Here is a 23453-nt window from a genome sequence, read left to right as displayed (position 1 = left end):
TTCGCAAGGGTATGGGCGCAGCTTCTCGCAGCGCATCTCAGGCCTGATCACGAATTTTGGTGCAGGTGGCGGTAGATAGCCGCGCTGTGCCCCGGCGTCAATCTTTCTAGCGTGGATCGGCCGCCTTTTCCTTCGCTTTCTCGCGCAAATCTCGCAATTTATTTGATCCCTGCCATCGGGCTGGTTTATGAAGCGCCATTCAACAGGAGTGAAGATAATGCTGCGCGATCAGGTCGCCACCGCGCTCAAGGACGCGATGAAATCCAAGAATGCCGAACGGCTCTCGACCGTCCGCCTGATCCAGGCGGCGATCAAGGACCGTGATATCGCCAATCGCGGCACAGGCAAAGGCGAGGCTCCGGATGACGAGATTCTGCAGATCCTCGCCAAGATGGTGAAGCAACGCGACGAATCGGCGAAGATCTACGAAGAGAACGCCCGTCCGGAACTCGCTGCCAAAGAGCGTGCCGAGATCACTGTGATCCAGGACTTCCTGCCGAAGCAGCTTTCGGACTCCGAAGTGCGGGCGAATATCGCTGCCATCATCAAGGAGACCGGCGCCGAGGGGCCGAAGGACATGGGGAAGGTCATGGCGGCGCTCAAGGAACACTATGCCGGCCAAATGGACTTCGCCAAGGCGTCCGGCACGGTCAAAGAACTGCTGAAATAGGCCTATGCAGCCGGGCCGAGCACTGCCTCGGCCGCAGCATCGACGACCGCGAATTTCGCGGCCTGATAATTCCAGTATTCGAGAATGAAGCCGCGCGAGAGCCAGAGATCGCCCTTGCGCGGCGGCTCCTCCCAGCCGATGCTTCCCATTTCGGCGGCCTGTGAAAGCAGGCGCTTCAGGTGCGTATTCGAAATCATGAATTGCGCACGGATTTCGCCGAGTGATACCGGACCAAGAGCCATGTGCTCCTTCGACCGATCGAAGCCCGGCAGGCGCGACATCAGATAATCCATGACCAGCCCGCCCGAATTTGCCCAGTTGAAGAGATTGAAGGTCCTGCCGGGATCGCGCACGGCATCGGTTTCGATGATCGCCTTGGCGATCAGCGGTTGAATTTTGCCGATGGTGGAAAGATCCGCGCTTGCCCGCTCGAAGCGTTTCCCGCCATCGAGTCCGTCGAGGATGAACAGATGGGCGAGCAGCCACTTCAGGAAATGCTGCTCGGCCGTTTCCGTCGGCTCAAGCAGCCGCGTGCGGCGATCGCTCTGGCCGCTTGCCGGCCTCAGGAAGCGATAGGCAAGCATTTCCTGCATGAAAGCGGCAGCGGTATTGCGGCTGGCGATCTTGTTGGCGACGACGAATTCGACAAAGCGGCCGGAGTAAAGCCCTTTCTTTATGCCGTCTGGATAGCCGTAGTGCAGCGCAAATCCGGCATGCGCCATCAGCCAGCGCTGCTGTGCGGCAAAGATCGAGGCAATGCGCGGGCTTTCGCGATAGATCGCAAGCATCTCATTAGCGCAGAGTAATACCGCTTCAAAAAAACGATCATCGGCTGCAAGTTTTTCTGCGGTAATAGACATCGAACATTCCAGGCGGGCACACGTATTCCATCTGTTATGAAGGACGCGCCTGTCAATGTTACTTTGCACAAGGATGCTGCAAAATTCCGATGGTCAGTTAACCGACAAGGTTAAAGCCCAAAAGTAAAGAAGGCAGGAGCTGGGGGCGCTCCTGCCTTCTTGCTCTTTGCTTGTCGCTGGCGACGCAGGCCGAAACCCAAACCAGCGGCGTATTTGCAAAGGCACCCTTGCGAGGCGGCGCCGGGGGTAGGGATGGAGCCTCGCTCGGGGATCGCTTTGTTGGGAAGGAGCGTATTGCGATGCAGCAGAGGATTCAAATTACAAAAATATAATAATTCGATCGTGAGCTTGTTAAATGCGAATGAACGGTGCGCACGGACAACGCCAGGCTTATCCCGCCATCTTCTTAAACGCGCGCTAATCGATTGATAATCAATGATTTTATTCGTCGGGAGGCTTGTCTTGCCGCGACCCTGTTTGGTCTGTTCGGATTGCGGACCGGCGGTCGGCGTGCACAGTTGTCGCACCCCTCGGCCGCAAGCTGTCACGCTTTTTTGATTGTCTTTTTTGTTATTTTCGGAGTCGATCTTTCAAAACCTTCTGCGGCTGGACATCGTGGCGCAGGACGGCGTTGATGCGAGTTTGATAGCCCTTGCCGCTTGCCTGGAAGAAATCGACTACCTCCTGGTCCAGCCATATTGACAGCGGTTTCTTGGCGGTCGGGCAAACGGCTTCCGCCTTCGACCAGTCAATGTCGACGAATCCACCCAGTCGAAATCGTCGCCATGGCACGCTCGATGTCCTCGTCGGTCATGGCGTCGACGCGGGCGTGGTCGGTCCGGTCTTCGCCGCGTGCAATCATTTTTGGATCTCTTCAGCCGAATACCTGACGATACGCTCTTCGCTCGTTCTTGCGTGCCGCACGATTCAGCGCGCAGCGTATAGACGATCGCGATTACCATGAGCGAACCGGAGAGATTGCCCATGTGCGAACTCCTCCATGTCGATCGGATTCTTTCCAGATGCGGTTCGTTCTATGCAGCCGCTGCTTTTGGAAAGTCGGTTCCAGGTTTCATGGATATCTGCTCGCTGCTTGTTTTCGTCCCATTCGAAGGACGAGAACTGCTTGTGAACAGGCTCCATGTTGCGTCTAAAAGTTCAATTGCTTCTAGGCACGCATGCGTCTGCTTCTAGGCACGCATGCGTCGTCGTCTATGCAAACTCGAGGGCGTCAAGCCTGTGAATAGCGCGTCTTTCCGCCGAAGTTCATGGCAGGTTCCGCCAAACCTGCGTATATGATGGTTCGCCAAGAGGTTCATATGCGCTTTTCCAATTCCTTTCTCGATGAGATACGCGACCGCGTCCAGATTTCGGATGTGATCGGCCGTCGCGTGAGCTGGGACAAGCGCAAGACCAATGTTTCGCGCGGCGATTACTGGGCCTGCTGCCCGTTCCACGGCGAGAAGTCGCCGAGCTTTCACTGCGAGGACCGCAAGGGCCGCTATCACTGCTTCGGCTGCGGCGTCACTGGCGACCATTTCCGCTTCCTGACCGAGCTTGAGGGCCTGAGTTTCCCCGAAGCCGTTCAGCAGATCGCCGATATGGCGGGTGTCGCCATGCCGATCGCCGATCCTGTCATGGAAAAGCGCGAGAAGGAGCGCGGCTCGCTTCAGGACGTCATGGAACTGGCGACGCAGTTCTTCCAGGACCAACTGCAGACGGCGAACGGCGCGCGGGGGCGGGCATACCTGCGCGACCGCGGACTGACGGGCCGGACAATCGACACCTTCCGCCTCGGCTTTGCGCCGGACAGCCGCAATGCGCTCAAGGAGTTTCTGGCGGGCAAGGGCGTTGCCAAGGAGCAGATCGAAGCCTGCGGTCTTGTGGTCCATGGTCCCGACGTGCCGGTCAGCTACGATCGCTTCCGCGACCGCATCATGTTTCCCATCCTCTCGTCGCGGGAGAAGGTGATCGCTTTCGGCGGCCGCGCCATGTCGCCGGATGCGCCAGCGAAATATCTCAATTCCAACGAGACCGAGCTCTTCCACAAAGGCAATGTGCTCTACAATTTCGCGCGCGCCCGGCGAGCGATCCAAGGCGCAGACGGCGCCGGCACCATCATCGCCGTCGAAGGTTATATGGACGTCATCGCGTTGCATCAGGCCGGCGTCGAGAATGCCGTTGCGCCGCTCGGTACGGCTCTTACGGAGAACCAGCTCGAACTGCTTTGGAAAATGACACCGCAGCCGGTGCTCTGCTTCGATGGCGATGGCGCCGGCATCCGCGCCGCAAACCGTGCCGCAGATTTGGCGCTGCCGCATCTGAAGCCCGGCCGAACCGTGCGTTTTGCGCTGCTGCCAGATGGCAAGGACCCGGATGACCTCGTGCGCCACGATGGCCGTGCGCCTTTCGACAAGGTGATGAGCCAGGCAAAGCCGCTCGCCGAGATGCTCTGGAGCCGGGAGATCAACGCGGGCAAATTCGATACGCCGGAGGCGCGCGCCGAACTCGAAGCCCGACTGAAGCAGATGGTCGCCGTCATCGTCGACGAAAATGTCCGCCGCCACTATCAGCAGGACATCCGGGACCGGCTCAACGCATTCTTTCAGCCGCAATTCCAAAACCGTGGCGAGCGCCGAAGCTTCGATCGCGGCGGCCGGCCCGGCGGACGCGGCGGGCAGGAGGCGCGCGGCGCGCGCATCTCCGGCGGCGGCGTTTCCGAGCGCCTTGCGCGTTCGGGTCTCGTGCGCGGGCATCAGGAAATTCCGGCGTTGCGCGAAAGCGTGCTGGCGCTCACCATCGTCAATCATCCCGCCCTGATGAAGGACGAGTATGACGAAATCGCCTCGATCGATTACGACAACCGCGAGCTTCAGCGACTATGGTCAGGTGTGCTCGGTGCTGCGGCGGCCGTCGCCGGGCCGCATCTGACGCGCGAATACCTGATCGAGCGGCTGGAGGAGCAGGGTTTCGGCGCGCTCCTTAAGAGCCTGGAGCAGCAGATTCGCAACGCGCGCCTCTGGATCGCGACGGAGGAGGCGGCCATGGAGGATGCCCGCGAGGGCTACCGCCAGGCGCTTGCCTTCCACAAGCGCGCCAAGGCGCTGCGCTGGCAGAAGATCGAGCTCGAACGCGAGATTGCAGAGGCAACAGAGGCCGGAGACGGCGATGTCATCGACCAGTTGATGCGCGCCCTGCAGGAAGTTCATTTCGAAGGCCTCCGGCTGGAGAACCAGGAAGCCATCATCGATGGTTTCGGTGTGCTTTCCGGCCGCGTGAAGGGCGCGGCTAGCCACTGATGGACGGCGGCGACATGGCATTTTCGGCCGCAGGTGCGCTCTTCGGCAACGGCCGGGACCCGCTCGTTATCCTGAAGCGCGTCTACGGCTATCCCGCGTTTCGCGGCAAGCAACAGCAAGTGATCGATCAGCTCGTGGCAGGCGGCGATGCCGTGGTGCTCTTTCCGACGGGCGCCGGCAAATCGCTCTGCTTCCAGATCCCGGCGCTCTGCCGCGACGGCGTCGGCATCGTCGTTTCGCCGCTGATTGCCCTGATGCGCGATCAGGTGGAGGCGATGAAGCAGCTCGGCATCCGCGCTGCAGCGATCAACTCGTCGCTCACCCGCGAGGAATTCGTCAATGTCCGCCGGGCACTCTCGGCGGGTCAGCTCGATCTTCTTTATGTCACGCCGGAGCGGATCCTCATGGACGGCTTCAGAGAGACGATCGGTAGTGCGAAGATCGCCCTCTTTGCGATCGACGAAGCGCACTGCGTCTCGCAATGGGGGCATGACTTCCGTCCGGAATATCGCGAACTCGGCAGGCTTGCAGAACACTATCCGGGCGTGCCGCGCATTGCATTGACGGCGACTGCCGATCCGCACACCCGCGACGACATCATCGAACGGCTGGCGCTGAACAACGCCAAGGTTTTCACCACCAGCTTCGACCGGCCGAACATTTCCTACGAAATCGTTGAGCGCGATCAGCCGCGCCAGCAGCTCCTGCGGTTCCTCTCGAGGCACAAGGGCAATAGCGGCATCATCTACTGCCTGTCGCGTGCCAAGGTCGAAGACACGGCAGATTGGCTGAACACCCAGGGCATCCGCGCGCTTCCCTATCATGCCGGCATGGACCGGTCGCTGCGCGATGCCAATCAGGATGCGTTCCTGAAAGAGGAAGAGCTTTGCCTCGTCGCCACAGTCGCCTTCGGCATGGGCATCGACAAGCCGAATGTGCGTTATGTCGCCCATCTCGACCTGCCGGGCTCCATCGAGGCCTATTACCAGGAAACCGGCCGTGCTGGGCGCGACGGCCTGCCGTCGGAGGTCTGGATGGCCTATGGCATGTCCGACGCCATCCAGCGCCGCCGCATGATCGACGAGGGCAATGCGGCCGATGAGATCAAACGCATCGAACGCGGCAAGCTCAACGCGCTGCTCGCCATCTGCGAAACGGCTTCCTGCCGCCGCCAGGCGATCCTTGGGCATTTCGGCGAGGCGCATGCCGGCAAGTGCGGCAACTGCGATACCTGCCTGAAGCCTGTTGAAACCTGGGATGGGACGGAAGCGGCGATCAAGGCGCTTGCCGCCGTCTATCGCACCGGCGAGCGTTTTGGCACCGGCCATGTGATCGATGTGCTTCTCGGCAATAACAATGAAAAGACCGAGCGCTTCGGCCATGTGGACATGCCGGTCTTCGGCGCCGGCAAGGATATCCCGGCCCGCATCTGGCAATCCGTCTTCCGCCAGCTTCTTGCCATGGGTCTGATCCGCATCGATCATGAGGCCTATGGCGCGATGAAGCTGGAGCCGGATGCCCGTGCCGTGTTCAAGCATGAACGCCAGGTCTTCTTCCGCAAGGATCGCCCGGCCTCGGAACGCCGCACCAAAAAAGCCGAACGTAGCGAGCGCCGCTCCGGCCTTTCCGGCGCCGACGGCCTTCTCTTCGAAGCGCTTCGGGCCGAACGTACCTCGATCGCCAAATCCCTCGGCGTTCCGCCCTATGTCGTCTTCCCCGACACGACGCTGATCGCCTTCGCCACCGAGCGGCCAAGGAGCCGGAAGGAGCTGCTGAACATCTCGGGCGTAGGGCAATCGAAGCTTGAGCGCTATGGCGATGCGTTTCTGGACGTCATTCTGGCAAACGACGACTAGACCGGAATGGGGCGGTTGCAAGGGCCTGTCTAATGCAATCGGGTGATGTTCTGCGTGCCAGACCTCTGATATGTTTCCCCTAAAGTCCGGGGGAGCTTCAATGACAATTTTCAACAGAGCGGTGGTTTCGTTGCCCGGGCGTGAGCGGATTGCTAGACATCTGCACGACGGGCAGGTCTTTATTCATGCGACGACAGAAGAAACCGGTGGCGTGCTCGGCATGTGGGAGACATTTTCGGCGCCCGGAACAGGACCGGCGCCGCACATGCATACGCGGGAGACCGAGGTTTTCCGCGTGATTGCCGGAGCCTATCGTTTCTGGTGCGGCAACGAGGTGATCGATGCGCCTTTGGGCACCACTGTTGTTCTGCCGCCGAACGTGCCGCATGCGTGGAAAAACATCAGCGATGCGACAGGGCGCATGATGGCCGTCGTAACGCCCGGTGGTTTCGAACATTTCTTCATGGAACTCGAACGCACCGGCGCCAGCACGCCGGAGGCCATCTTTCCCATTCAGAAGCGTTTCGGACTTGTTGACGTCGAAATGGAAGCCGAACTCTAGGATCAAGATCGGCATCTTGCAGTCCATCCACCGGGTGAAGCTAGCCGCAAGGGCAGTTTTCACATCCTGACGGTCATGCCGCAATCGACGGTCAGGACATGGCCGTTGACGAAGGAGGCAATTCCGAGCGAGGTCAATCGGCGAAATCAAGGGCGGTGTTGTGCGTGCCAGCTCCATCGTGCTGCGGAAGGCTGCTTCCTGCTGGTTTCGGTTCAGCGCTGAACAAGACAAGCCGATGGCAATATGCTAACTCGGCGACAGTCGGAAGCATCGGAAGAAAGACCGTCAATGACCTCGCAATTCATCTCACATCTGCGCGGCGAACTCTCCGCGCTCAAGGATGCCGGCCTTTACAAGTCCGAGCGCGTCATTACCTCGAAGCAAGCCGGCGAAATCGCCATCGCCTCCGGCGAGCGCGTGCTGAACTTCTGCGCCAACAACTATCTTGGCCTTGCGGATAACGACGAGCTTGCCGAGGCGGGCAAAAAGGCACTCGACCGTTATGGATACGGCATGGCCTCCGTCCGCTTCATCTGCGGCACGCAAGAGGAGCACAAGCAACTCGAATCCCGCATTTCGTCGTTCCTCGGCATGGAGGACACGCTGCTTTATTCCTCCTGTTTCGATGCCAATGGCGGTTTGTTCGAGACGCTGCTTGGCGAGGAGGATGCGATCATCTCCGATGCGCTGAACCATGCCTCGATCATCGACGGCGTGCGACTCTCCAAAGCCAAGCGTTTCCGCTATGCCAACAACGACATGAAGGCGCTGGAAGAAGAGTTGAAGAAGGCCGAAGGCAGCCGCTTCAAGATGATCGCGACCGATGGTGTGTTCTCGATGGACGGCATCATCGCCAACCTGCAAGGTGTCTGCGATCTCGCGGAGAAATACGGCGCCATGGTCATGGTGGACGACAGCCATGCCGTCGGCTTCGTCGGCAGGCATGGCCGTGGTTCGCCGGAACATTGCGGCGTCGAAGGCCGTGTCGATATCATCACCGGCACGCTCGGAAAGGCACTCGGCGGTGCTTCGGGAGGTTATACTTCGGCGAAGGCCGAGATCGTCGAATGGCTGCGGCAGCGCTCGCGGCCCTATCTCTTTTCCAATACGCTTGCACCGGTTATTGCCGCCGCCTCGCTCAAGGTCTTTGATCTGATCGAGAACGGCAACGCATTGCGCGAAAAACTTTCAGCGAATGCTGCGCTCTTCCGCGCGGAGATGACCAAGCTCGGTTTCACGCTGGCGGGCGAGGGGCATCCGATCATTCCCGTGATGCTCGGCGATGCCAAGCTCGCACAGGACATGGCGGCGCTGATGCTGAAGAAAGGTGTTTACGTGATCGGCTTTTCGTTCCCGGTCGTGCCTAAGGGCCAGGCGCGCATCCGCACGCAGATGTCGGCGGCGCATTCCAGGGCGGATGTCGGGCGCGTGGTTGCGGCTTTCGCGGAAGCTGGCAGGGAACTGGGCGTCATTTGACGCCGCTTGCTCCATCTTCTCCCCGGCGGGGAGAAGATGCAAAAGGACAGATGAGGGGCCGAAGCGTCAGCGACGCTCTGAATGGAAGAAGAGCAATTAACGGTGTGCCGTGCTCCCCGAGGGGAGAAGGGAAACAGCGAAGCTAGGCACTACAAGACGGGAAACCTCGAATGTCGAATATGATGAAGGCGCTGGTCAAGTCGAAACCGGAAGTCGGGCTCTGGATGGAAAACGTCCCGGTTCCCGAGGTCGGGCCGAACGACGTTCTGATCCGCGTCAAGAAGTCGGCGATCTGCGGTACGGATGTCCATATCTGGAACTGGGACCAGTGGGCGCAGAAGACCATTCCGGTGCCGATGGTCGTCGGTCATGAGTTCTGCGGCGAGATCGCCGAGATCGGTTCCGCCGTCACCAGATACCATGTCGGCGAGCGGGTCTCCGGCGAGGGCCATATTGTCTGCGGCAAGTGCCGCAACTGCCGCGCCGGCAGGGGGCACCTTTGCCGCAACACGCTTGGCGTCGGCGTCAACCGTCCCGGCTCCTTCGGCGAGTTCGTTTGCATTCCGGAAGCCAATGTTGTGCCGATCCCGGACGACATCCCGGACGAGATCGCCGCGATCTTCGATCCTTTCGGCAATGCGGTTCATACAGCACTTTCTTTCGATCTCGTCGGCGAGGACGTACTCGTCACCGGTGCAGGCCCGATCGGCATCATGGGCGCGCTCGTCGCCAAACGTTCCGGCGCCCGCAAAGTCGTCATCACCGACATCAACCCGCACCGGCTGGATTTGGCGCGCAGACTCGGCATCGACTACGTCGTCGATGCGTCGAAGGAGAACCTTGCCGATGTCATGAAGGCGATCGGCATGACGGAGGGTTTTGACGTCGGCCTGGAAATGTCGGGTGCAGCACCCGCCTTCCGCGACATGATCGACAAGATGAACAATGGCGGCAAGATCGCAATCCTCGGCATCGCGCCGGCTGGTTTCGAGATCGACTGGAACAAGGTCATCTTCAAGATGCTGAACCTCAAAGGCATCTACGGTCGCGAGATGTTCGAGACCTGGTACAAGATGATCGCCTTCGTGCAAGGCGGGCTCGATCTGTCGCCGGTCATCACGCACCGTATCAAGATCGACGAATTCCGGGACGGCTTCGAGGCGATGCGCTCAGGCAATTCCGGCAAGGTCGTGATGGATTGGAACTAGGGGAAAACGATGATCTACGAAGGAAGCTGCCATTGCGGCAAGATCGCATTCGAGGTGGACGGAGACTTCAAGACGGCGATCGATTGCAATTGCTCGCTCTGCCGCCGGCGGGGCGGCCTGCTTGCTTTCGTACCGCGCGACAAGCTAAAGCTGCAGACGCCGGAAGAAAACAAGTCGACCTATACTTTCAACAACCATGTCATCAAACATCACTTCTGCAGCGACTGCGGTATTGCACCCTACGGCGAAGGCGTTCTTCCGAACGGCGATCCCATGGCATCGGTCAACCTGCGCTGTATTCCCGTGATCGATCTCGGTTCTCTGGAAATCATGCCTTACGATGGTGCGTTCCGATAGCGATGGGCGGCGGATATCCTGCAACGGCAGCTAAAAACCAGGAAGATCTCTCGTTGCCGTGGCAAGAATTCTTGCTCCCCTTGTCTTCTTGCGGTGACATCCTATCTAAGCGAAGCAATCGCTTGAGCGGTTCCCAGCCTGTGGATAAGGCTTTTTCCGTGTTTTCGACGGCTTTTTTAGTGGAAAAGCTTGACGCGAACAAAAATTGTGGGAATCACCGTTCGACTTGATAAGCGGTGAACTGGGTCGAGGCGGATCGCACATAACCATGGCCGGAAATTTCGAAGCACTAAAGCTCTGTCGTCCGGCATCAGCGATCGTGGTTAATTGGGCATTAAAGGTCATCCCGTTAGGTGGGTAAGGTGATTCGAGGCTTGGGTTTGCGCACTCAGGCTTCGAGGGCCGTTCACCGCAGCGAGTTTGAATAGCGTCAGGAAGGCGACGATATAAATGGTAACCAAGGTCAAAGAGAACGAAGAAGCGGAAGTCGAACGCGACGGCGCATCCGACGGCCCTCTTCTCGATCTTTCCGATGACGCGGTGAAGAAAATGATCAAGGCCGCGAAGAAGCGCGGCTACGTGACGATGGACGAGCTGAATGCCGTTCTTCCGTCCGAGGAAGTGACGTCCGAGCAGATCGAAGACACGATGGCGATGTTGTCCGATATGGGCATCAATGTCATCGAAGACGAAGAAGCCGAAGAGGCAGGCCAGAGCGGCGGTGACGACGACGACGCGGGCGGCGATGACGAGAGCGAAGGCGGCGAACTCGCGCCTTCCGGCGGCACCGCGCTTGCAACGGCAAAGAAGAAGGAGCCGACCGATCGTACCGACGATCCGGTGCGCATGTATCTGCGCGAGATGGGTTCCGTCGAGCTCCTGTCGCGCGAAGGCGAAATTGCCATCGCGAAGCGCATCGAGGCCGGCCGCGAAACCATGATCGCCGGGCTCTGTGAAAGCCCGCTCACCTTCCAGGCGCTCATCATCTGGCGCGACGAACTGAACGAGGGCACGACCCTGCTTCGCGAGATCATCGATCTCGAAACGACCTATTCCGGTCCGGAAGCCAAGGCCGCCCCGCAGTTCCAGAGCCCTGAAAAGATCGAGGCTGACCGCAAGGCCGCCGAAGAGAAGGAAAAGACCCGCCGCATGCGTTCCGGCGACGACGACATCACCGATGTTGGCGGCGAAGGCATGCCCGTGGAAGAAGAGGAAGAGGACGAAGACGAATCCAACCTCTCGCTCGCAGCCATGGAAGCAGAGCTGCGGCCGCAGGTCATGGAGACGCTCGACCTCATCGCCGAGACCTACAAGAAGCTGCGCAAACTGCAGGACCAGCAGGTCGAGCAGCGCCTTGCCGCGACCGGCACGCTGTCTTCTGCCCAAGAGCGCCGCTACAAGGAACTCAAGGACGAGCTGATCAAGGCCGTCAAGTCGCTGTCACTCAACCAGAACCGCATCGAGGCTCTGGTCGAGCAGCTTTACGACATCAACAAGCGCCTCGTTCAGAACGAAGGCCGCCTGCTGCGTCTGGCTGAATCCTACGGCGTCAAGCGCGACTCGTTCCTGGAGCAGTATCAGGGTGCCGAGCTCGATCCGAACTGGATGAAGTCGATCGGCAATCTGGCTGCGCGCGGCTGGAAGGAATTCGCCAAGGGCGAGAACACGACGATCCGTGACATCCGCCAGGAGATCCAGAACCTCGCCACGGAAACCGGCATCTCGATTTCGGAATTCCGCCGCATCGTGCACATGGTGCAGAAGGGCGAGCGCGAAGCGCGCATCGCCAAGAAGGAAATGGTCGAAGCGAATCTTCGCCTCGTCATCTCCATCGCCAAGAAGTACACCAACCGCGGCCTGCAGTTCCTCGACCTCATTCAGGAAGGCAATATCGGCCTGATGAAGGCGGTCGACAAGTTCGAATACCGCCGCGGCTATAAGTTCTCTACCTATGCGACATGGTGGATCCGCCAGGCGATCACCCGCTCGATCGCCGACCAGGCGCGCACGATCCGCATTCCGGTGCACATGATCGAGACGATCAACAAGATCGTCCGCACGTCCCGCCAGATGCTGCACGAAATCGGCCGCGAGCCGACGCCGGAGGAACTGGCCGAAAAGCTCGCAATGCCGCTCGAAAAGGTCCGCAAGGTCCTGAAGATCGCCAAGGAGCCGATCTCGCTCGAAACCCCCGTGGGCGACGAGGAAGATTCGCACCTCGGCGATTTCATCGAAGACAAGAACGCGCTGCTGCCGATCGACGCCGCCATCCAGGCGAACCTGCGCGAGACGACGACGCGTGTTCTCGCCTCGCTCACGCCGCGCGAGGAACGCGTGCTGCGCATGCGCTTCGGCATTGGCATGAACACGGACCATACGCTCGAGGAAGTCGGCCAGCAGTTCTCGGTTACCCGCGAACGTATCCGCCAGATCGAGGCGAAGGCGCTGCGCAAGCTCAAGCATCCGAGCCGCTCCAGAAAGCTCCGCAGCTTCCTGGACAGCTAAGAGCCGTACCGGCTGCGATGACAGCCTTGCGGTTGACTGATTGATGATCGAAGAGCCGGGTTCGTCCCGGCTCTTTCTTTTTGGGTTCCCAGACATTCCGTCGCTTTCCGCGCAGCTCAATGGTATAATCCGGATGATACGGGGGACGGAACCGGCCGCAGCGCGTGAGCGAAGGTCGCCACATACCTGCGTGGACCAAAACCCTCCGTAGGGAGGTGTGCAATGACCACTTACGTCATGCTTATCAACTGGACGGATCAAGGCGTTCGCAGTGCACGCGACTCGGCAAAAAGGCTGGACGCGGCAAAGAAGGCGCTCGGCGAGATGGGCGGCTCCTTCAAGGATTTCTTTCTGACGATGGGTGAATACGACATGGTCTCCATATGCGAGGCGCCGGACGACGCGGTGATGGCGCGGTTCACGCTGCAGCTTGCGACGGCCGGCAACGTTCGCACGAAAACGCTAAAGGCGTTTCCGGAGGCTGCCTATCGCGAAATCATAGGCTCGCTCGGCTAGCGGCGATCGGCCTGCGGATCGCAGCCTCGTGAAGGTGAAAAGATGTGGACGATCCGCCGCGCGGCCTAAGCTCGGTCGCGCGGCAAAGGACTTTTTTGTTTTGCGGCTTGATGCTGCCTTCTTAAAAGGCCACATCCGTACCTTGTCGGAGAGCATAATTCGCGGGCATGCAGAAGATCGTCGCAAAGCGCTGGAGAGAGATCAGTTGGGGTGTCGCGGCCTCGATCGCGCTGCATATTGCCGTCGTTGCGTTTTTCCTTGTGAAGCTGCCTGAAAAGACGCCGCAGCCGCCGGAAGAGGAGACGGTGAACGTCGATCTCGTGCCTCCGCCGGAAGAGGAAAAGAAGCCGGAGGAGAAGAAGGCCGAGGAAAAGAAGGCGGAAGAGCAAAAGCCGCCTGAGAAACCTCCCGAACTGCCGAAGATCGAGGAGAAGGCTGAGCAGAAACCGCCAGCGCCCCCACCACCACCTCCTCCTCCACCTCCTCCGCCGGATGCCAAGCCGGAAGAGAAGCCGTCCGAACCGCCGAAATCCGAAGCCAGGAACGATCCCTCCGACAAGGAGGGGAAGGGACAGAGAATGCCCGTCCTGAGGCCCGTCTTCGAATTTGGCGACAAGGATAGTGGCCCGCGCAAATCCGAAGCGGGCAATGCTTCGGCGGAGGCTGGCGAGCCACCGGTGACGCCGCCCGACGAGCCGAAACCGGATGAGCCCAAGCCTGCCGAAACGGCCGCGGCAAAGCCTCCCGCCACGGACCAGCCACCGGCAAACCCGGTGCCGGACGATGTCAATCTGCCTCAGGTTGATGTGGCCAATATCGACCCGCAGAGGAACGGACCTGCGGCTGGCGCAGGAGACCAGGCGAAAATCGGCTTCGAACAGGCAAAGCCTGCGGACCAGCCCAAGATCGACCAGACGGAAACGACGAAGGCTGAAAAGCCTACCGAGCTGAAGGAAGCAAAGACGCTGTTCTCGCAGAACGAAACGGATGATCCGATCGCCCGGACCGCCATGGGCAACATGCCGCGCGGAAGGCGCGCCGCGCAGCTTTGCAGCACCGAGCTTCTCGAGCAACTGGTTCACGGATCGCCCGCTTACAATCCGGTGATGGTCCCCACTTACGCGCTGCCCCGCGGTACGGTGCTCGATGTCCGGCGCGGTGCCTTCCGCACGCGCGAGGGCTGGTACGACGTTCAATTCCGCTGCGAGGTGGACGAGGGCGTAACCAGGATCGTCTCGTTTGCCGTCGATGTCGGCGATCCGATCCCGCCCAGCCTGTGGCGGAGCCGTAATCTTCCGGAGTTCTGACACGGGGCTCGCACCAGCCCTGCGCAAGTGAGCTCTCCTAGTCTGCTTTCATCGCTGAATGTTCCGGTGAATGAAAGGACGATGATGTCGAACGAGATCGAGCGCTTCTTTGAAATGCAGGACGAGGCCGCGAGCCTGGCGTTCCTCGAAAACAAGGGTGATGAGCTGACCGATATTCTGGTCGCAGCGCTCGACGACGCCCTGAAAATTCTCTCCGACGAAATCTGGCCTGAAACACTTCACTAATCTCGGCAAAGACGTTGCGTGCTTCGCCTGCCGCTGGCAGAGTCCGGCCGGAAGGAGACGCTGCGTGGCCAAAAGTCAGTTCACAATGCACCGTTCGGCGATGGCCGGGGTGGAGGCCGTGGAAGCGGAAACCCGCCACAGTTTCGCACGGCATACGCATGAACAATTCGGCATCGGCCTGATAGTCTCCGGTGCGCAGAAGTCGCTGAGCGGGCGCGGCATGGTCGAGGCGGAAGCCGGCGATCTCATCACCGTCAATCCGAACGAGGTCCATGACGGCGCACCGATCGGCGAGGGGCGGTCGTGGCGCATCCTCTATTTCGATCCGGCGATCATCGGCGATCTCGCGCAGGATGCCGGCGAAAGCAGGATGATGCGCTCGGAAATTCCGCGCCCCGTTATTCAAAACAGCGTCCTTGCAGCACGCTTCGCGAGCCTCTTTGCCGCAATCACCCGCAGTTCCACGCAGGATGACCTTGCACGCGAAGAACTGCTCCTCGGCGTTGTTGCAGATGTGATGCGCGAACAGCCGATGCCGGACGTGGCGCGTATGGCGCCGGGCACGATCCGCAAGGCGCAGAGCCTGATCGACGGCGATCCCCTCGCCAATGTCTCGCTTGCCGATCTTGCGCGGGAAAGCGGCCTTAGCCGGTTTCAGGTGCTGCGCGGTTTTGCGAAAGCAACCGGCATGACGCCGCATGCCTATCTCGTCCAGGCGCGCATCCACATGGCCCGCCGCCTGATCGCTTCCGGCACGCCGCTTGCCGAAGCCGCCTTGGCCAGCGGCTTTGCCGATCAGAGCCACATGACACGCGTCTTCACTGCCAAATACGGCCTCACGCCGCGTGTCTATGCCACGGCACTTGCCTGACGGCCTGCAATTTCGTTCAAGAAGCTACTTCGTCTTTGCGGTTTTCTTCGTCCATCGAAACGGAGAATCCCATGACAAAAGCATTTCAGGGCTACATCTATCTGACGCTGGCGATGATCACGGTCGGCAGCACGGTGATCGCCAGCAAGATCATCGCATCAGGCCTTCCGCCGTTTACGGCAACGGCACTGCGTTTCGCTGCGGCATTCCCCTTCTTCTTGCTTCTGATGCAGCTCACCCGATCGCGGCTGCCGAAACTGTCGCGCCACGATTGGCTCATCCTCGTGACGCAGGCAGGGGCGGGCAGCGTCGGCTATACGACGTTGTTGATCTCCGGCCTGCAGCTGACGTCGGCGACGAATGCCGGCGTCATCATCGGCACGCTGCCGGTCGTCTCGGCGGTGATCTCGATCCTCATTCTCGGCGAAAGGCCGCACCGCTTCCTGCTGGTTGCCATCGCGCTTGCTGCTTTCGGCGTCTTCTGGGTCGCGGTGACACCAGGCGCATCCGCAGGCGGCTCACTGGCCGGCAATGCGCTGATCCTCGGCGCCGTCATCTGCGAGGGGCTGTTCATTCTTCTCAACAAGCGCATGCAGAGCGAGATCCTGCCGCTCACGCAGTCGGCGCTGATGACCGGCATCGGTTTCCTCGTTGCCGGCATTCCGGCTCTCTTCGAAAGCCATGCCGCAAGCGGTTTTTCGGGAGCGGCGCTCTCGGCCGTCGTCTATTATGCGCTGGTGCCCACCGTCGGCGGCTTCATCTTGTGGTACGCGGGCTTAGAGCGCGTCAGCGGCAGCGAGGCTTCGCTATTTACTGCAATCGCTCCGGTCTCCGCCGTCATTTTTGCCTTCGTTCTGCTCGGCGAGCCGGTCGGCCTCCATCAGATTTTCGGCGTCGCCTGTGTGCTCGCCGCCGTTCTGGGGCTCGGCTTTTCCGCACTTGCCCGGGTGCGGCGCGCGTGACGGACCCCTTGGGAAGCGCCGGGTACGACCCTATGTAGGGACAGTGCAATCTTTCGAAGGCGAACGCTCATGTCAGACAAGCCGATCAAGATTCCCGGGCCTGATCATCCGATCACCGTAGACCACAATCCAGCGCGCGTCGTCGTCAAGCACGACGGCAAGATCGTCGCTGATACGCGCGATGCGCTGACATTGCGCGAGGCTTCCTATCCGCCGGTGCAGTATATTCCGCGCAAGGATGTCGACATGTCGCTGCTTCAACGCACCGACCACTCTACTTATTGCCCCTACAAGGGCGAGGCTTCCTATTACAGCATCACGCCTGGCGGCGAGCGCGCGAAGAACGCCATCTGGACCTATGAAAACCCGCATGCGGCGATGCGCGAAATCAAGGACCGTATGGCGTTCTATCCGGATCGCGTCGATTCGATCGAAGAACTGCAGGCGCCTGAGGCCGGCGAGTTTTAGTGTCCCGTCCCGACAAGACAGCGCACGAGACCTTCCAGCGACACGCGGCCTGCGGGCAGGCCATCGGCGCCGGTGACGGTCGCGTGCGTGACGTTGCTTTCGGTCATCATCCGCATACCTTCCTCCACGGTCGATTTGCCGGGGATGCGGATCACGGTGTCGCTTGCGGGATTGCTGAGCGGCTCCATCAGCGCTTCGATCGGGATGACGCGGCTGCGGTTTACTTCCTTGACGAAGGCCTCGATGTAGTCGTTTGCGGGATTGAGCACGATATCGGCGGCTGAGCCCTGCTGGATGAGCTCGCCATCGCGCAGAATGGCGACCTTGTCGCCAAGCCGCAATGCCTCGTCGAGATCGTGGGTGATGAAGACGATGGTCTTCTTCAGTTCCTTCTGCAGGTCGAGCAGCACGCTCTGCATGTCGACGCGGATCAGCGGGTCGAGGGCGGAAAAGGCCTCGTCCATCAAGAGTATCTCGGCATCGTTGGTGAGTGCACGGGCAAGGCCGACACGCTGCTGCATGCCACCCGAAAGCTGGTTCGGATAATGCCCGGCAAAGCCGTCGAGCCCGACGCGCCTGATCCAGATATTCGCACGCTCTTCGCGCTCGCCCTTCGGCACGCCTTGTATTTCCAGTCCGTAGACGGTGTTCTGCAGCACGTTGCGATGCGGCAGCAGGCCGAACTTCTGGAACACCATCGCCGTCCTGCGGCGGCGGAACTCGCGGAGTTCCTCTTCGCTCATCTTGCAGATGTCGGTATTGCCATAGAGCACTTCGCCCGCTGTCGGGTCGATCAGACGGTTGACGTGGCGGATCAGCGTCGACTTTCCGGAACCGGAAAGCCCCATAATGACGGTGATGCTGCCGCCGGGAATCGAGATGTTGATATCCTTCAGTCCGAGGACATGCCCGTGCTCCTTGTTGAGCTCGGTTTTCGACATGCCCTTGGTGACGGCTTCGATGAAATCGCCGCCACGCGGACCGAAAATCTTGTAGAGATTGCGTATTTCAATCGACTGACTAGCCATGCACGATTTCCCGGTGCTTCTGCAGCCTGAGACCATAGGCCTGGCTGATGCGGTCAAAGATGATGGCGATGCCGACGATGGCGAGACCGTTGAAGACGCCGAGGGTGAAGTACTGGTTGGCGATGGCCTTGAGGACGGGCTGGCCGAGGCCCTGGACGCCAATCATCGAAGCAATGACGACCATGGCGAGTGCCATCATGATCGTCTGGTTGATGCCGGCCATGATGGTCGGCAACGCCAATGGAAGCTGGACGTTGCGCAGCTTCTGCCAGCTCGATGAACCGAAGGCGTCGGCCGCTTCGAGCACGTCCTTGTCGACCATGCGGATGCCGAGATTGGTGAGGCGTATCATCGGCGGCAAGGCATAGATGACGACGGCGATGACGCCGGGCACGCGGCCGATGCCGAGCAGCATGACGACCGGGATCAGATAGACGAAGCTCGGCATGGTCTGCATGACGTCGAGCACCGGATTGACGGCATTCTGGAGCCGGTTGGAACGCGACATGCCGATGCCGATCGGAATGCCGATCGCGACCGAAAGCAGCGTGCAGACGAAGATCATCGAAACGGTCTTCATCGTGTCTTCCCACATGTCGAACCAGCCGATCAGCAGAAGCGTCGCGGCGCAGCCGATGACAATCTTCCAATTGCGGCTTCCAAGCCAGGCAATGCCGGCGACGACCAAGATCACCAGCGGCCAGGGCGTGCCGGTGAGCAGCCTTTCAGCCCAGATCAGAAAGCTTTGCAGCGGGCTGAACAGCCCTTCGATGCTGTCGCCGTAAGCGCGGGTAAAAGCGCGAAAGCCTTCGTCCACGTTCTTCTTGAGAACGCGCAGCGTGTCGGCATCCATTGTCGGAAATTTCCAGAGCCAGTCCATGTTAGTTCCCCATGGCTAAAGCGGCGGCGGCCCGTTCTTCTTATGGCCGTCGCGCAAAAGGATCGGGCTGGCGGTGCCTGGATGTCAAGCACCGCCTGCTTGCGGATCATGAGGGATCAGAGGGAAGCCTTGATCTTCTCGGCGACTTCCGGAGAGACCCATTCCTTCCACAGGGCTTCGTTTTCCTTGAGGAAGTGCTTGGCGCCGTCTTCGCCGGTAGCCTGGTTGTCGGTCATCCAGGCAATCAGCTTGTTAACGGTGTCGTTCGTCCAGGCACGCTTGTTGAGATAGTCCATGGCCGGGCCGGCGCGATCGGCAAAGGTTTTGCTCACGAGCGTCTGAACGTCGTCGGCCGGCCAGGCGTTCGGCTTGGGATCGGGGCAATCGGCAACCGAGGTACAGCGCTTCCATTCCGCCGCATCGTATTCGGAGCCGTAGCCGAGTTTCACCATCTCATATTTGCCGAGGAGCGAGGTCGGGGCCCAGTAGTAGCCGACCCAGGGCTGTTTGCCTTCGTAGGCCTTGGCGATGGAACCGTCGAGGCCGGCTGCCGAGCCGGTATCAACCAGCGTGAAGCCGGCCTTGTCGCCGCCATAGGCCTTGAAGAGCTGCGAGGTCACGACCGTTCCGCCCCAGCCTTGAGGGCCATTGAAGACGGCGCCCTTGCTCTTGTCTTCGGGAGCAGGGAAGAGTTCGGGATGCTTGAAGAGATCAGGGATCGTCTTGATGTCTGGATGGGCTTCGGCGATGTATTTGGGGATCCACCATCCCTGGATCGCGCCGTCCGAAAGAATTTTCGAGGCAGCGACCACCTTGCCGCCTTCCAGGCCGCGCTTCACGAGTTCCGGCTGGAGGCTTACCCAGGCTTCCGGTGCGACATCCGGCTCACCCTTTTCAGCCATTGATGTGAGCGTCGGAACCGTGTCGCCGCTGACGATCTCGGCGGTGCATCCATAGCCTTCCTCGAGGATGATCTTGTCGAGGTTTGCGGCAACTTCGGCCGATTGCCAGTTCATGCTGGCGATGGTGACGTTGCCACACTCCGCGGCCGAAGCCGTGCTCGAAAGGCCGATCAGGCCAGCTGCAAGGACGGTTGAAGCCAAAAGTGCTTTCATTTTCTTGTTCCCTCTGGTCGCGGTGTGACGTGAACCCGGGCGCCTGCGGCACCGCGTCCGCCAGCAAGCCTATTGAGCATGCTTTCATGCGCCATGCGCCATTCCGTTTGCGTCAAAAAATGGCGCATTGACGTTTTCTTTCAATGGCTGGTCAGGTGATCGGAACAATCGTTCCAATGGGACGCAAATTGTGCCAAGCGGATCATTCAGAAAGAAACGCGTCTTTTGCCTGATCTTGCCAAGACCGGGACGCCGCGGGGCTGGAAATCGGCGGATCACGCATATTTTCTCACCTATAGTGTCGGGCCTCGCGCTCGCCATCCGTCCTATGATCGTCAACGAAGTTAGGAGAACGACAATGCCTTACATCGATGGATTCGTCGTGGCTGTTCCGAAAGCCAATATCGAGGCTTACAAGAAGTTGGCGAATTTCGCCGGCTCGATCTGGAAAGAGCATGGTGCGCTCAAATATGTCGAGTGCCTTGCCGACGACGTGCCCTATGGCGAACTCACTTCGTTTCCGCGTGCGGTGATGGCGAAGGAAGACGAAGTGGTAGGGTTTTCCTGGATCGTCTATGGATCGAGGACGGAGCGCGACGATATAGTGGCCAAGGTCATGTCCGATCCACGCCTGCAGGGCGATGAATGGAAAACGGTCTTTGATGGTAAGCGAATGATCTACGGCGGCTTCGAAACTGTCGTTGAACTTTGAAAAAGGGAGTTCCATGCCCCAGGCGATCATCTCCGTTTCAACCCGGGGGCAGGGCCTCTATGAATTCACCGACCAGGCGGCTGGCTTCGTCCGCGCAACCGGCGTGGACGAAGGTTTGCTCACCGTCTTTTTGCGCCACACCTCCTGTTCGCTCTTGATCCAGGAAAATGCCGACCCGGATGTGCGGACGGATCTCAGTGCCTTCTTCCGCCGGCTCGTGCCGCCGTCATCGGACCCATCGATGCGCTGGATTGTCCACACGACCGAAGGTCCGGATGACATGCCTGCCCACATCAAGGCGGCGCTGACACAGGTTTCGTTCGGTATTCCTGTTACGAGCGGCAAGATGGTGCTCGGCACCTGGCAGGGGCTCTATCTCTTCGAGCATCGCGACCGTCCTCATCGTCGCGAAATCGTGCTGCATGTCAGCGCCTGAACCGAACCTGAATACGCAATTCGAACGCCATTCAGTTTTAGCCCTCTATTGTCGAATCATCCCCGGTAGGGAGTTCGATCGTTCTTTGAAACTAGGAAAACCCGATGACCAACATTGCCAAGGCATCGTTTGCCGCATTGCTTGCCATTGCTTCGATCCCCGCCAGCTTCTCGACTGCTGCCGCAGCAGGCCCGGAGCGCGGTGTTGTCATCGACGTCCAGTATCATCGTCCGCCACCGGTCTACCGCGGTTGCTCGCCAGTCATGGCTGTCCGCGCGGCTCGCTGGACCGGCCTGCGCGACGTGCGCGTCGTCAATGTCACACCGCGCCGCGTCGTCGTTGCCGGCCGTGACCGCCGTGGTTGGGACCGCATGACCTTCGCGAATGTCCGTGGCTGCCCGCTGATCCGCCGTTAAAAAGTAGCAGCCGCCGGTCTTTCAGACGCGGCGGCACAAGAACCGCCTTTGCCAATTCTTCTCGGATCACGGCAAGGGCGGTTTTTTATTGCCGGGCGGACGCTAAATGAAAAAAGCCTCGCGACGGGCGAGGCTGAGTTCTAGGCCGCTTCGGGGAAAAGAAGAAGCGACGCTCATTTCATTAGTACCGTCGAGTACGGCTGCAAAGTGCACTTTTGTCAATTCCGGTACGCTTTTGTGTTCGGGGATGCATTTTTTACAGGGCTTTATCGCCTTGATTTAGAACGTTCCAAACGGATCCGAGAACGGTGTGACTGCGCTGCAATTCATTTCCTGACAAATTTGGATAGTCTTGGAGGAGCAATCATGAGCAGGGAGCGGGTGACCGTTATCGACATTGCGAATGCCGCCGGCGTTTCAAAGTCGACCGTATCGCTCGTGCTGCAGGGAAGCTCGCTCGTTAACGAAACGACGCGCGCCAAGGTGAATGCCGCAATCCTCTGCTTAAGGCCGCGGACGGCGATGCGGCTTGCTGCCCCTCCGACGGCTGCGGTCTGCTTCAACGACGCGGTTGCCTTCGGCGTCTGTGACGGGCACAATACGCTAAGCGAGGGAACGCTCGGCGTCGTGCTGCGGGAGGCCGTCGGCGTCGTCTCGATCATCACGCCCTGGAATTTCCCGTTCCTGATCGTCAGCCAGAAGCTGCCTTTCGCGCTTGCAGCGGGCTGCACGGCGGTCGCCAAGCCATCTGAACTCACCTCCGGCTCGACCCTCGTGCTCGGCGAAATCCTGATGGAGGCGGGCGTTCCGGCGGGCGTCGTCAACATCATCGTCGGCACGGGTGCAGCCGTCGGCGCGACGATGACCGGGCATCCGGATGTCGACATGGTCTCCTTCACCGGCTCGACCGGCATCGGCCGGCTGACGATGGAAAACGCCTCAAAGACGCTCAAAAAAGTGTCGCTGGAGCTTGGCGGCAAGAATCCACAGATCGTGTTTCCGGACGCCGATCTCGACGCCTTCGTCGATGCCGCCGTCTTCGGCGCCTATTTCAATGCAGGCGAATGCTGCAATGCCGGATCGCGACTGATCCTGCATCGCGACATCGCCGACGACGTGACGTCGCGGGTGGCGGCGCTGTCGCAAAAGGTGAAGGTCGGCGATCCACTGGATCCATCGGCGCAGGTGGGTGCGATCATCACGCCGCAGCATCTGGAGAAGGTTCAGGGCTATGTTTCCGCCGCCGTGGGCAGTGGTGCGAATGTCACGCTTGGCGGCAGCCATATCGACTTCGGTTTTGGCCAGTACATGGCACCGACAATCCTTTCCGGCGTCAAGCCGGAGATGGCGGTGGCGCGCGAGGAGGTGTTCGGACCGGTGCTTTCGGTGCTGACCTTCGAGACTGCGGAGGATGCTGTCCGCATCGCGAACTCCGTCGATTACGGCCTTTCGGCCAGCGTCTGGAGCCGCGACTTCGACACCTGCCTGACGATCGGACGAAAGGTAAGGGCCGGCACGATCTGGATGAACACCTTCATGGATGGTGCGGCGGAACTGCCCTTCGGCGGCTATCGCCAATCGGGCCTCGGTCGCGAACTCGGCCGGCATGCGGTGGAAGACTATACGGAGACCAAGACGCTCAACATGCATATCGGCGCCCGGACGGGCTGGTGGATGCCGCGCTGAGCCAAGGGCTTGCGTTC

22 protein-coding genes and 1 pseudogene are annotated in these 23453 nt (G+C 60.1%); 18 read left to right on the top strand and 5 right to left on the bottom strand.

Going from position 1 to position 23453, the window contains the following annotated elements; translation table 11 throughout:
• Positions 1–217: 217 nt before the first annotated feature.
• On the top strand, positions 218–670 hold the full coding sequence (locus ISN39_RS11235) for a GatB/YqeY domain-containing protein (protein WP_039845442.1): 453 nt from the start codon (positions 218–220) through the stop codon (positions 668–670).
• 2 nt (positions 671–672) lie between these two features.
• Here the strand turns inward: ISN39_RS11235 and ISN39_RS11230 are convergent, their stop codons facing one another.
• Both ISN39_RS11230 and ISN39_RS36265 read right to left on the bottom strand, forming a co-directional pair.
• Entirely contained in the window at positions 673–1530 is an 858-nt protein-coding gene (locus ISN39_RS11230; RefSeq protein WP_074069006.1) for a hypothetical protein, read from the bottom strand.
• A 570-nt stretch (positions 1531–2100) separates the two neighbouring features.
• Positions 2101–2322, bottom strand: a complete 222-nt coding sequence (locus ISN39_RS36265; protein WP_246763186.1) for a BrnA antitoxin family protein — start codon at positions 2320–2322, stop codon at positions 2101–2103.
• Positions 2323–2849: 527 nt separating this feature from the next.
• On the opposite strand from ISN39_RS36265, the gene dnaG reads away from it, so the two are divergent.
• The 13 genes from dnaG to ISN39_RS11160 all read left to right on the top strand — a co-directional run bounded on the left by dnaG (position 2850) and on the right by ISN39_RS11160 (position 17163).
• Positions 2850–4829 (top strand): DNA primase, encoded by a 1980-nt coding sequence (dnaG, locus tag ISN39_RS11220; RefSeq protein ID WP_194727551.1) that lies wholly within the window; start codon positions 2850–2852, stop codon positions 4827–4829.
• A complete protein-coding gene (gene recQ, locus ISN39_RS11215; protein ID WP_194727550.1) occupies positions 4829–6685 on the top strand; it encodes a DNA helicase RecQ in 1857 nt (618 codons plus the stop codon). Before dnaG ends, recQ begins: the two co-directional genes overlap by 1 nt.
• 100 nt (positions 6686–6785) lie before the next feature.
• The gene (locus ISN39_RS11210; protein WP_194727549.1) at positions 6786–7247 is read left to right on the top strand and encodes a cupin domain-containing protein; all 462 of its coding nucleotides are present in this window, start codon (positions 6786–6788) and stop codon (positions 7245–7247) included.
• Between the two features lie 288 nt (positions 7248–7535).
• Positions 7536–8723, top strand: coding sequence for a glycine C-acetyltransferase (locus ISN39_RS11205; RefSeq protein ID WP_194727548.1), 1188 nt, complete (start codon positions 7536–7538; stop codon positions 8721–8723).
• Positions 8724–8893: 170 nt separating this feature from the next.
• Entirely contained in the window at positions 8894–9931 is a 1038-nt protein-coding gene (gene tdh, locus ISN39_RS11200; RefSeq protein ID WP_092585140.1) for an L-threonine 3-dehydrogenase, read from the top strand.
• Between the two features lie 9 nt (positions 9932–9940).
• Positions 9941–10288: a GFA family protein gene (locus ISN39_RS11195; protein WP_194727547.1), complete on the top strand. Its 348-nt coding sequence runs from the start codon at positions 9941–9943 to the stop codon at positions 10286–10288.
• Between the two features lie 450 nt (positions 10289–10738).
• A complete protein-coding gene (gene rpoD / locus ISN39_RS11190) occupies positions 10739–12793 on the top strand; it encodes an RNA polymerase sigma factor RpoD (protein ID WP_022714276.1) in 2055 nt (684 codons plus the stop codon).
• A gap of 222 nt (positions 12794–13015) precedes the next feature.
• Positions 13016–13309: a GYD domain-containing protein gene (locus ISN39_RS11185; RefSeq protein WP_022714277.1), complete on the top strand. Its 294-nt coding sequence runs from the start codon at positions 13016–13018 to the stop codon at positions 13307–13309.
• Between the two features lie 167 nt (positions 13310–13476).
• On the top strand, positions 13477–14616 hold the full coding sequence (locus tag ISN39_RS11180; protein ID WP_194727546.1) for a DUF930 domain-containing protein: 1140 nt from the start codon (positions 13477–13479) through the stop codon (positions 14614–14616).
• 81 nt (positions 14617–14697) lie between these two features.
• On the top strand, positions 14698–14862 hold the full coding sequence (locus tag ISN39_RS11175) for a hypothetical protein (protein ID WP_194730275.1): 165 nt from the start codon (positions 14698–14700) through the stop codon (positions 14860–14862).
• A gap of 64 nt (positions 14863–14926) precedes the next feature.
• Positions 14927–15733: an AraC family transcriptional regulator gene (locus tag ISN39_RS11170; protein WP_194727545.1), complete on the top strand. Its 807-nt coding sequence runs from the start codon at positions 14927–14929 to the stop codon at positions 15731–15733.
• 71 nt (positions 15734–15804) lie between these two features.
• Complete coding sequence (locus ISN39_RS11165) at positions 15805–16695, top strand: DMT family transporter (protein ID WP_194727544.1); 891 nt, start codon at positions 15805–15807, stop codon at positions 16693–16695.
• Between the two features lie 69 nt (positions 16696–16764).
• The gene (locus ISN39_RS11160; RefSeq protein ID WP_194727543.1) at positions 16765–17163 is read left to right on the top strand and encodes a DUF427 domain-containing protein; all 399 of its coding nucleotides are present in this window, start codon (positions 16765–16767) and stop codon (positions 17161–17163) included.
• Here the strand turns inward: ISN39_RS11160 and ISN39_RS11155 are convergent.
• The 3 genes from ISN39_RS11155 to ISN39_RS11145 all read right to left on the bottom strand — a co-directional run bounded on the left by ISN39_RS11155 (position 17160) and on the right by ISN39_RS11145 (position 20186).
• Entirely contained in the window at positions 17160–18191 is a 1032-nt protein-coding gene (locus ISN39_RS11155; protein WP_194727542.1) for a glycine betaine/L-proline ABC transporter ATP-binding protein, read from the bottom strand. The genes ISN39_RS11160 and ISN39_RS11155 overlap by 4 nt on opposite strands.
• The gene (locus tag ISN39_RS11150) at positions 18184–19071 is read right to left on the bottom strand and encodes a proline/glycine betaine ABC transporter permease (RefSeq protein ID WP_074068994.1); all 888 of its coding nucleotides are present in this window, start codon (positions 19069–19071) and stop codon (positions 18184–18186) included. The genes ISN39_RS11155 and ISN39_RS11150 overlap by 8 nt, the downstream gene beginning before the upstream one ends.
• A 116-nt stretch (positions 19072–19187) precedes the next feature.
• Positions 19188–20186 (bottom strand): ABC transporter substrate-binding protein, encoded by a 999-nt coding sequence (locus tag ISN39_RS11145; protein ID WP_022714285.1) that lies wholly within the window; start codon positions 20184–20186, stop codon positions 19188–19190.
• A gap of 358 nt (positions 20187–20544) precedes the next feature.
• Here ISN39_RS11145 and ISN39_RS11140 point away from each other — a divergent pair, with 358 nt between their 5' ends.
• The 4 genes and pseudogenes from ISN39_RS11140 to ISN39_RS11125 form a co-directional block, all read left to right on the top strand.
• Entirely contained in the window at positions 20545–20898 is a 354-nt protein-coding gene (locus ISN39_RS11140; protein WP_074068992.1) for a DUF1428 family protein, read from the top strand.
• Between the two features lie 13 nt (positions 20899–20911).
• Positions 20912–21334, top strand: a complete 423-nt coding sequence (locus ISN39_RS11135; protein ID WP_074068991.1) for a secondary thiamine-phosphate synthase enzyme YjbQ — start codon at positions 20912–20914, stop codon at positions 21332–21334.
• A 104-nt stretch (positions 21335–21438) separates the two neighbouring features.
• Positions 21439–21750 (top strand): hypothetical protein, encoded by a 312-nt coding sequence (locus tag ISN39_RS11130; RefSeq protein WP_194727541.1) that lies wholly within the window; start codon positions 21439–21441, stop codon positions 21748–21750.
• Positions 21751–22152: 402 nt separating this feature from the next.
• Positions 22153–23436 (top strand): annotated as a pseudogene (locus ISN39_RS11125) (aldehyde dehydrogenase family protein); the annotation flags it as partial.
• Between the last annotated feature and the right edge of the window lie 17 nt (positions 23437–23453).

It is taken from the genome of Rhizobium sp. 007, from assembly GCF_015353075.1.
In the GTDB taxonomy this organism is placed as follows: domain Bacteria; phylum Pseudomonadota; class Alphaproteobacteria; order Rhizobiales; family Rhizobiaceae; genus Rhizobium.
This window is presented reverse-complemented; position numbering and strand designations above follow the sequence as displayed.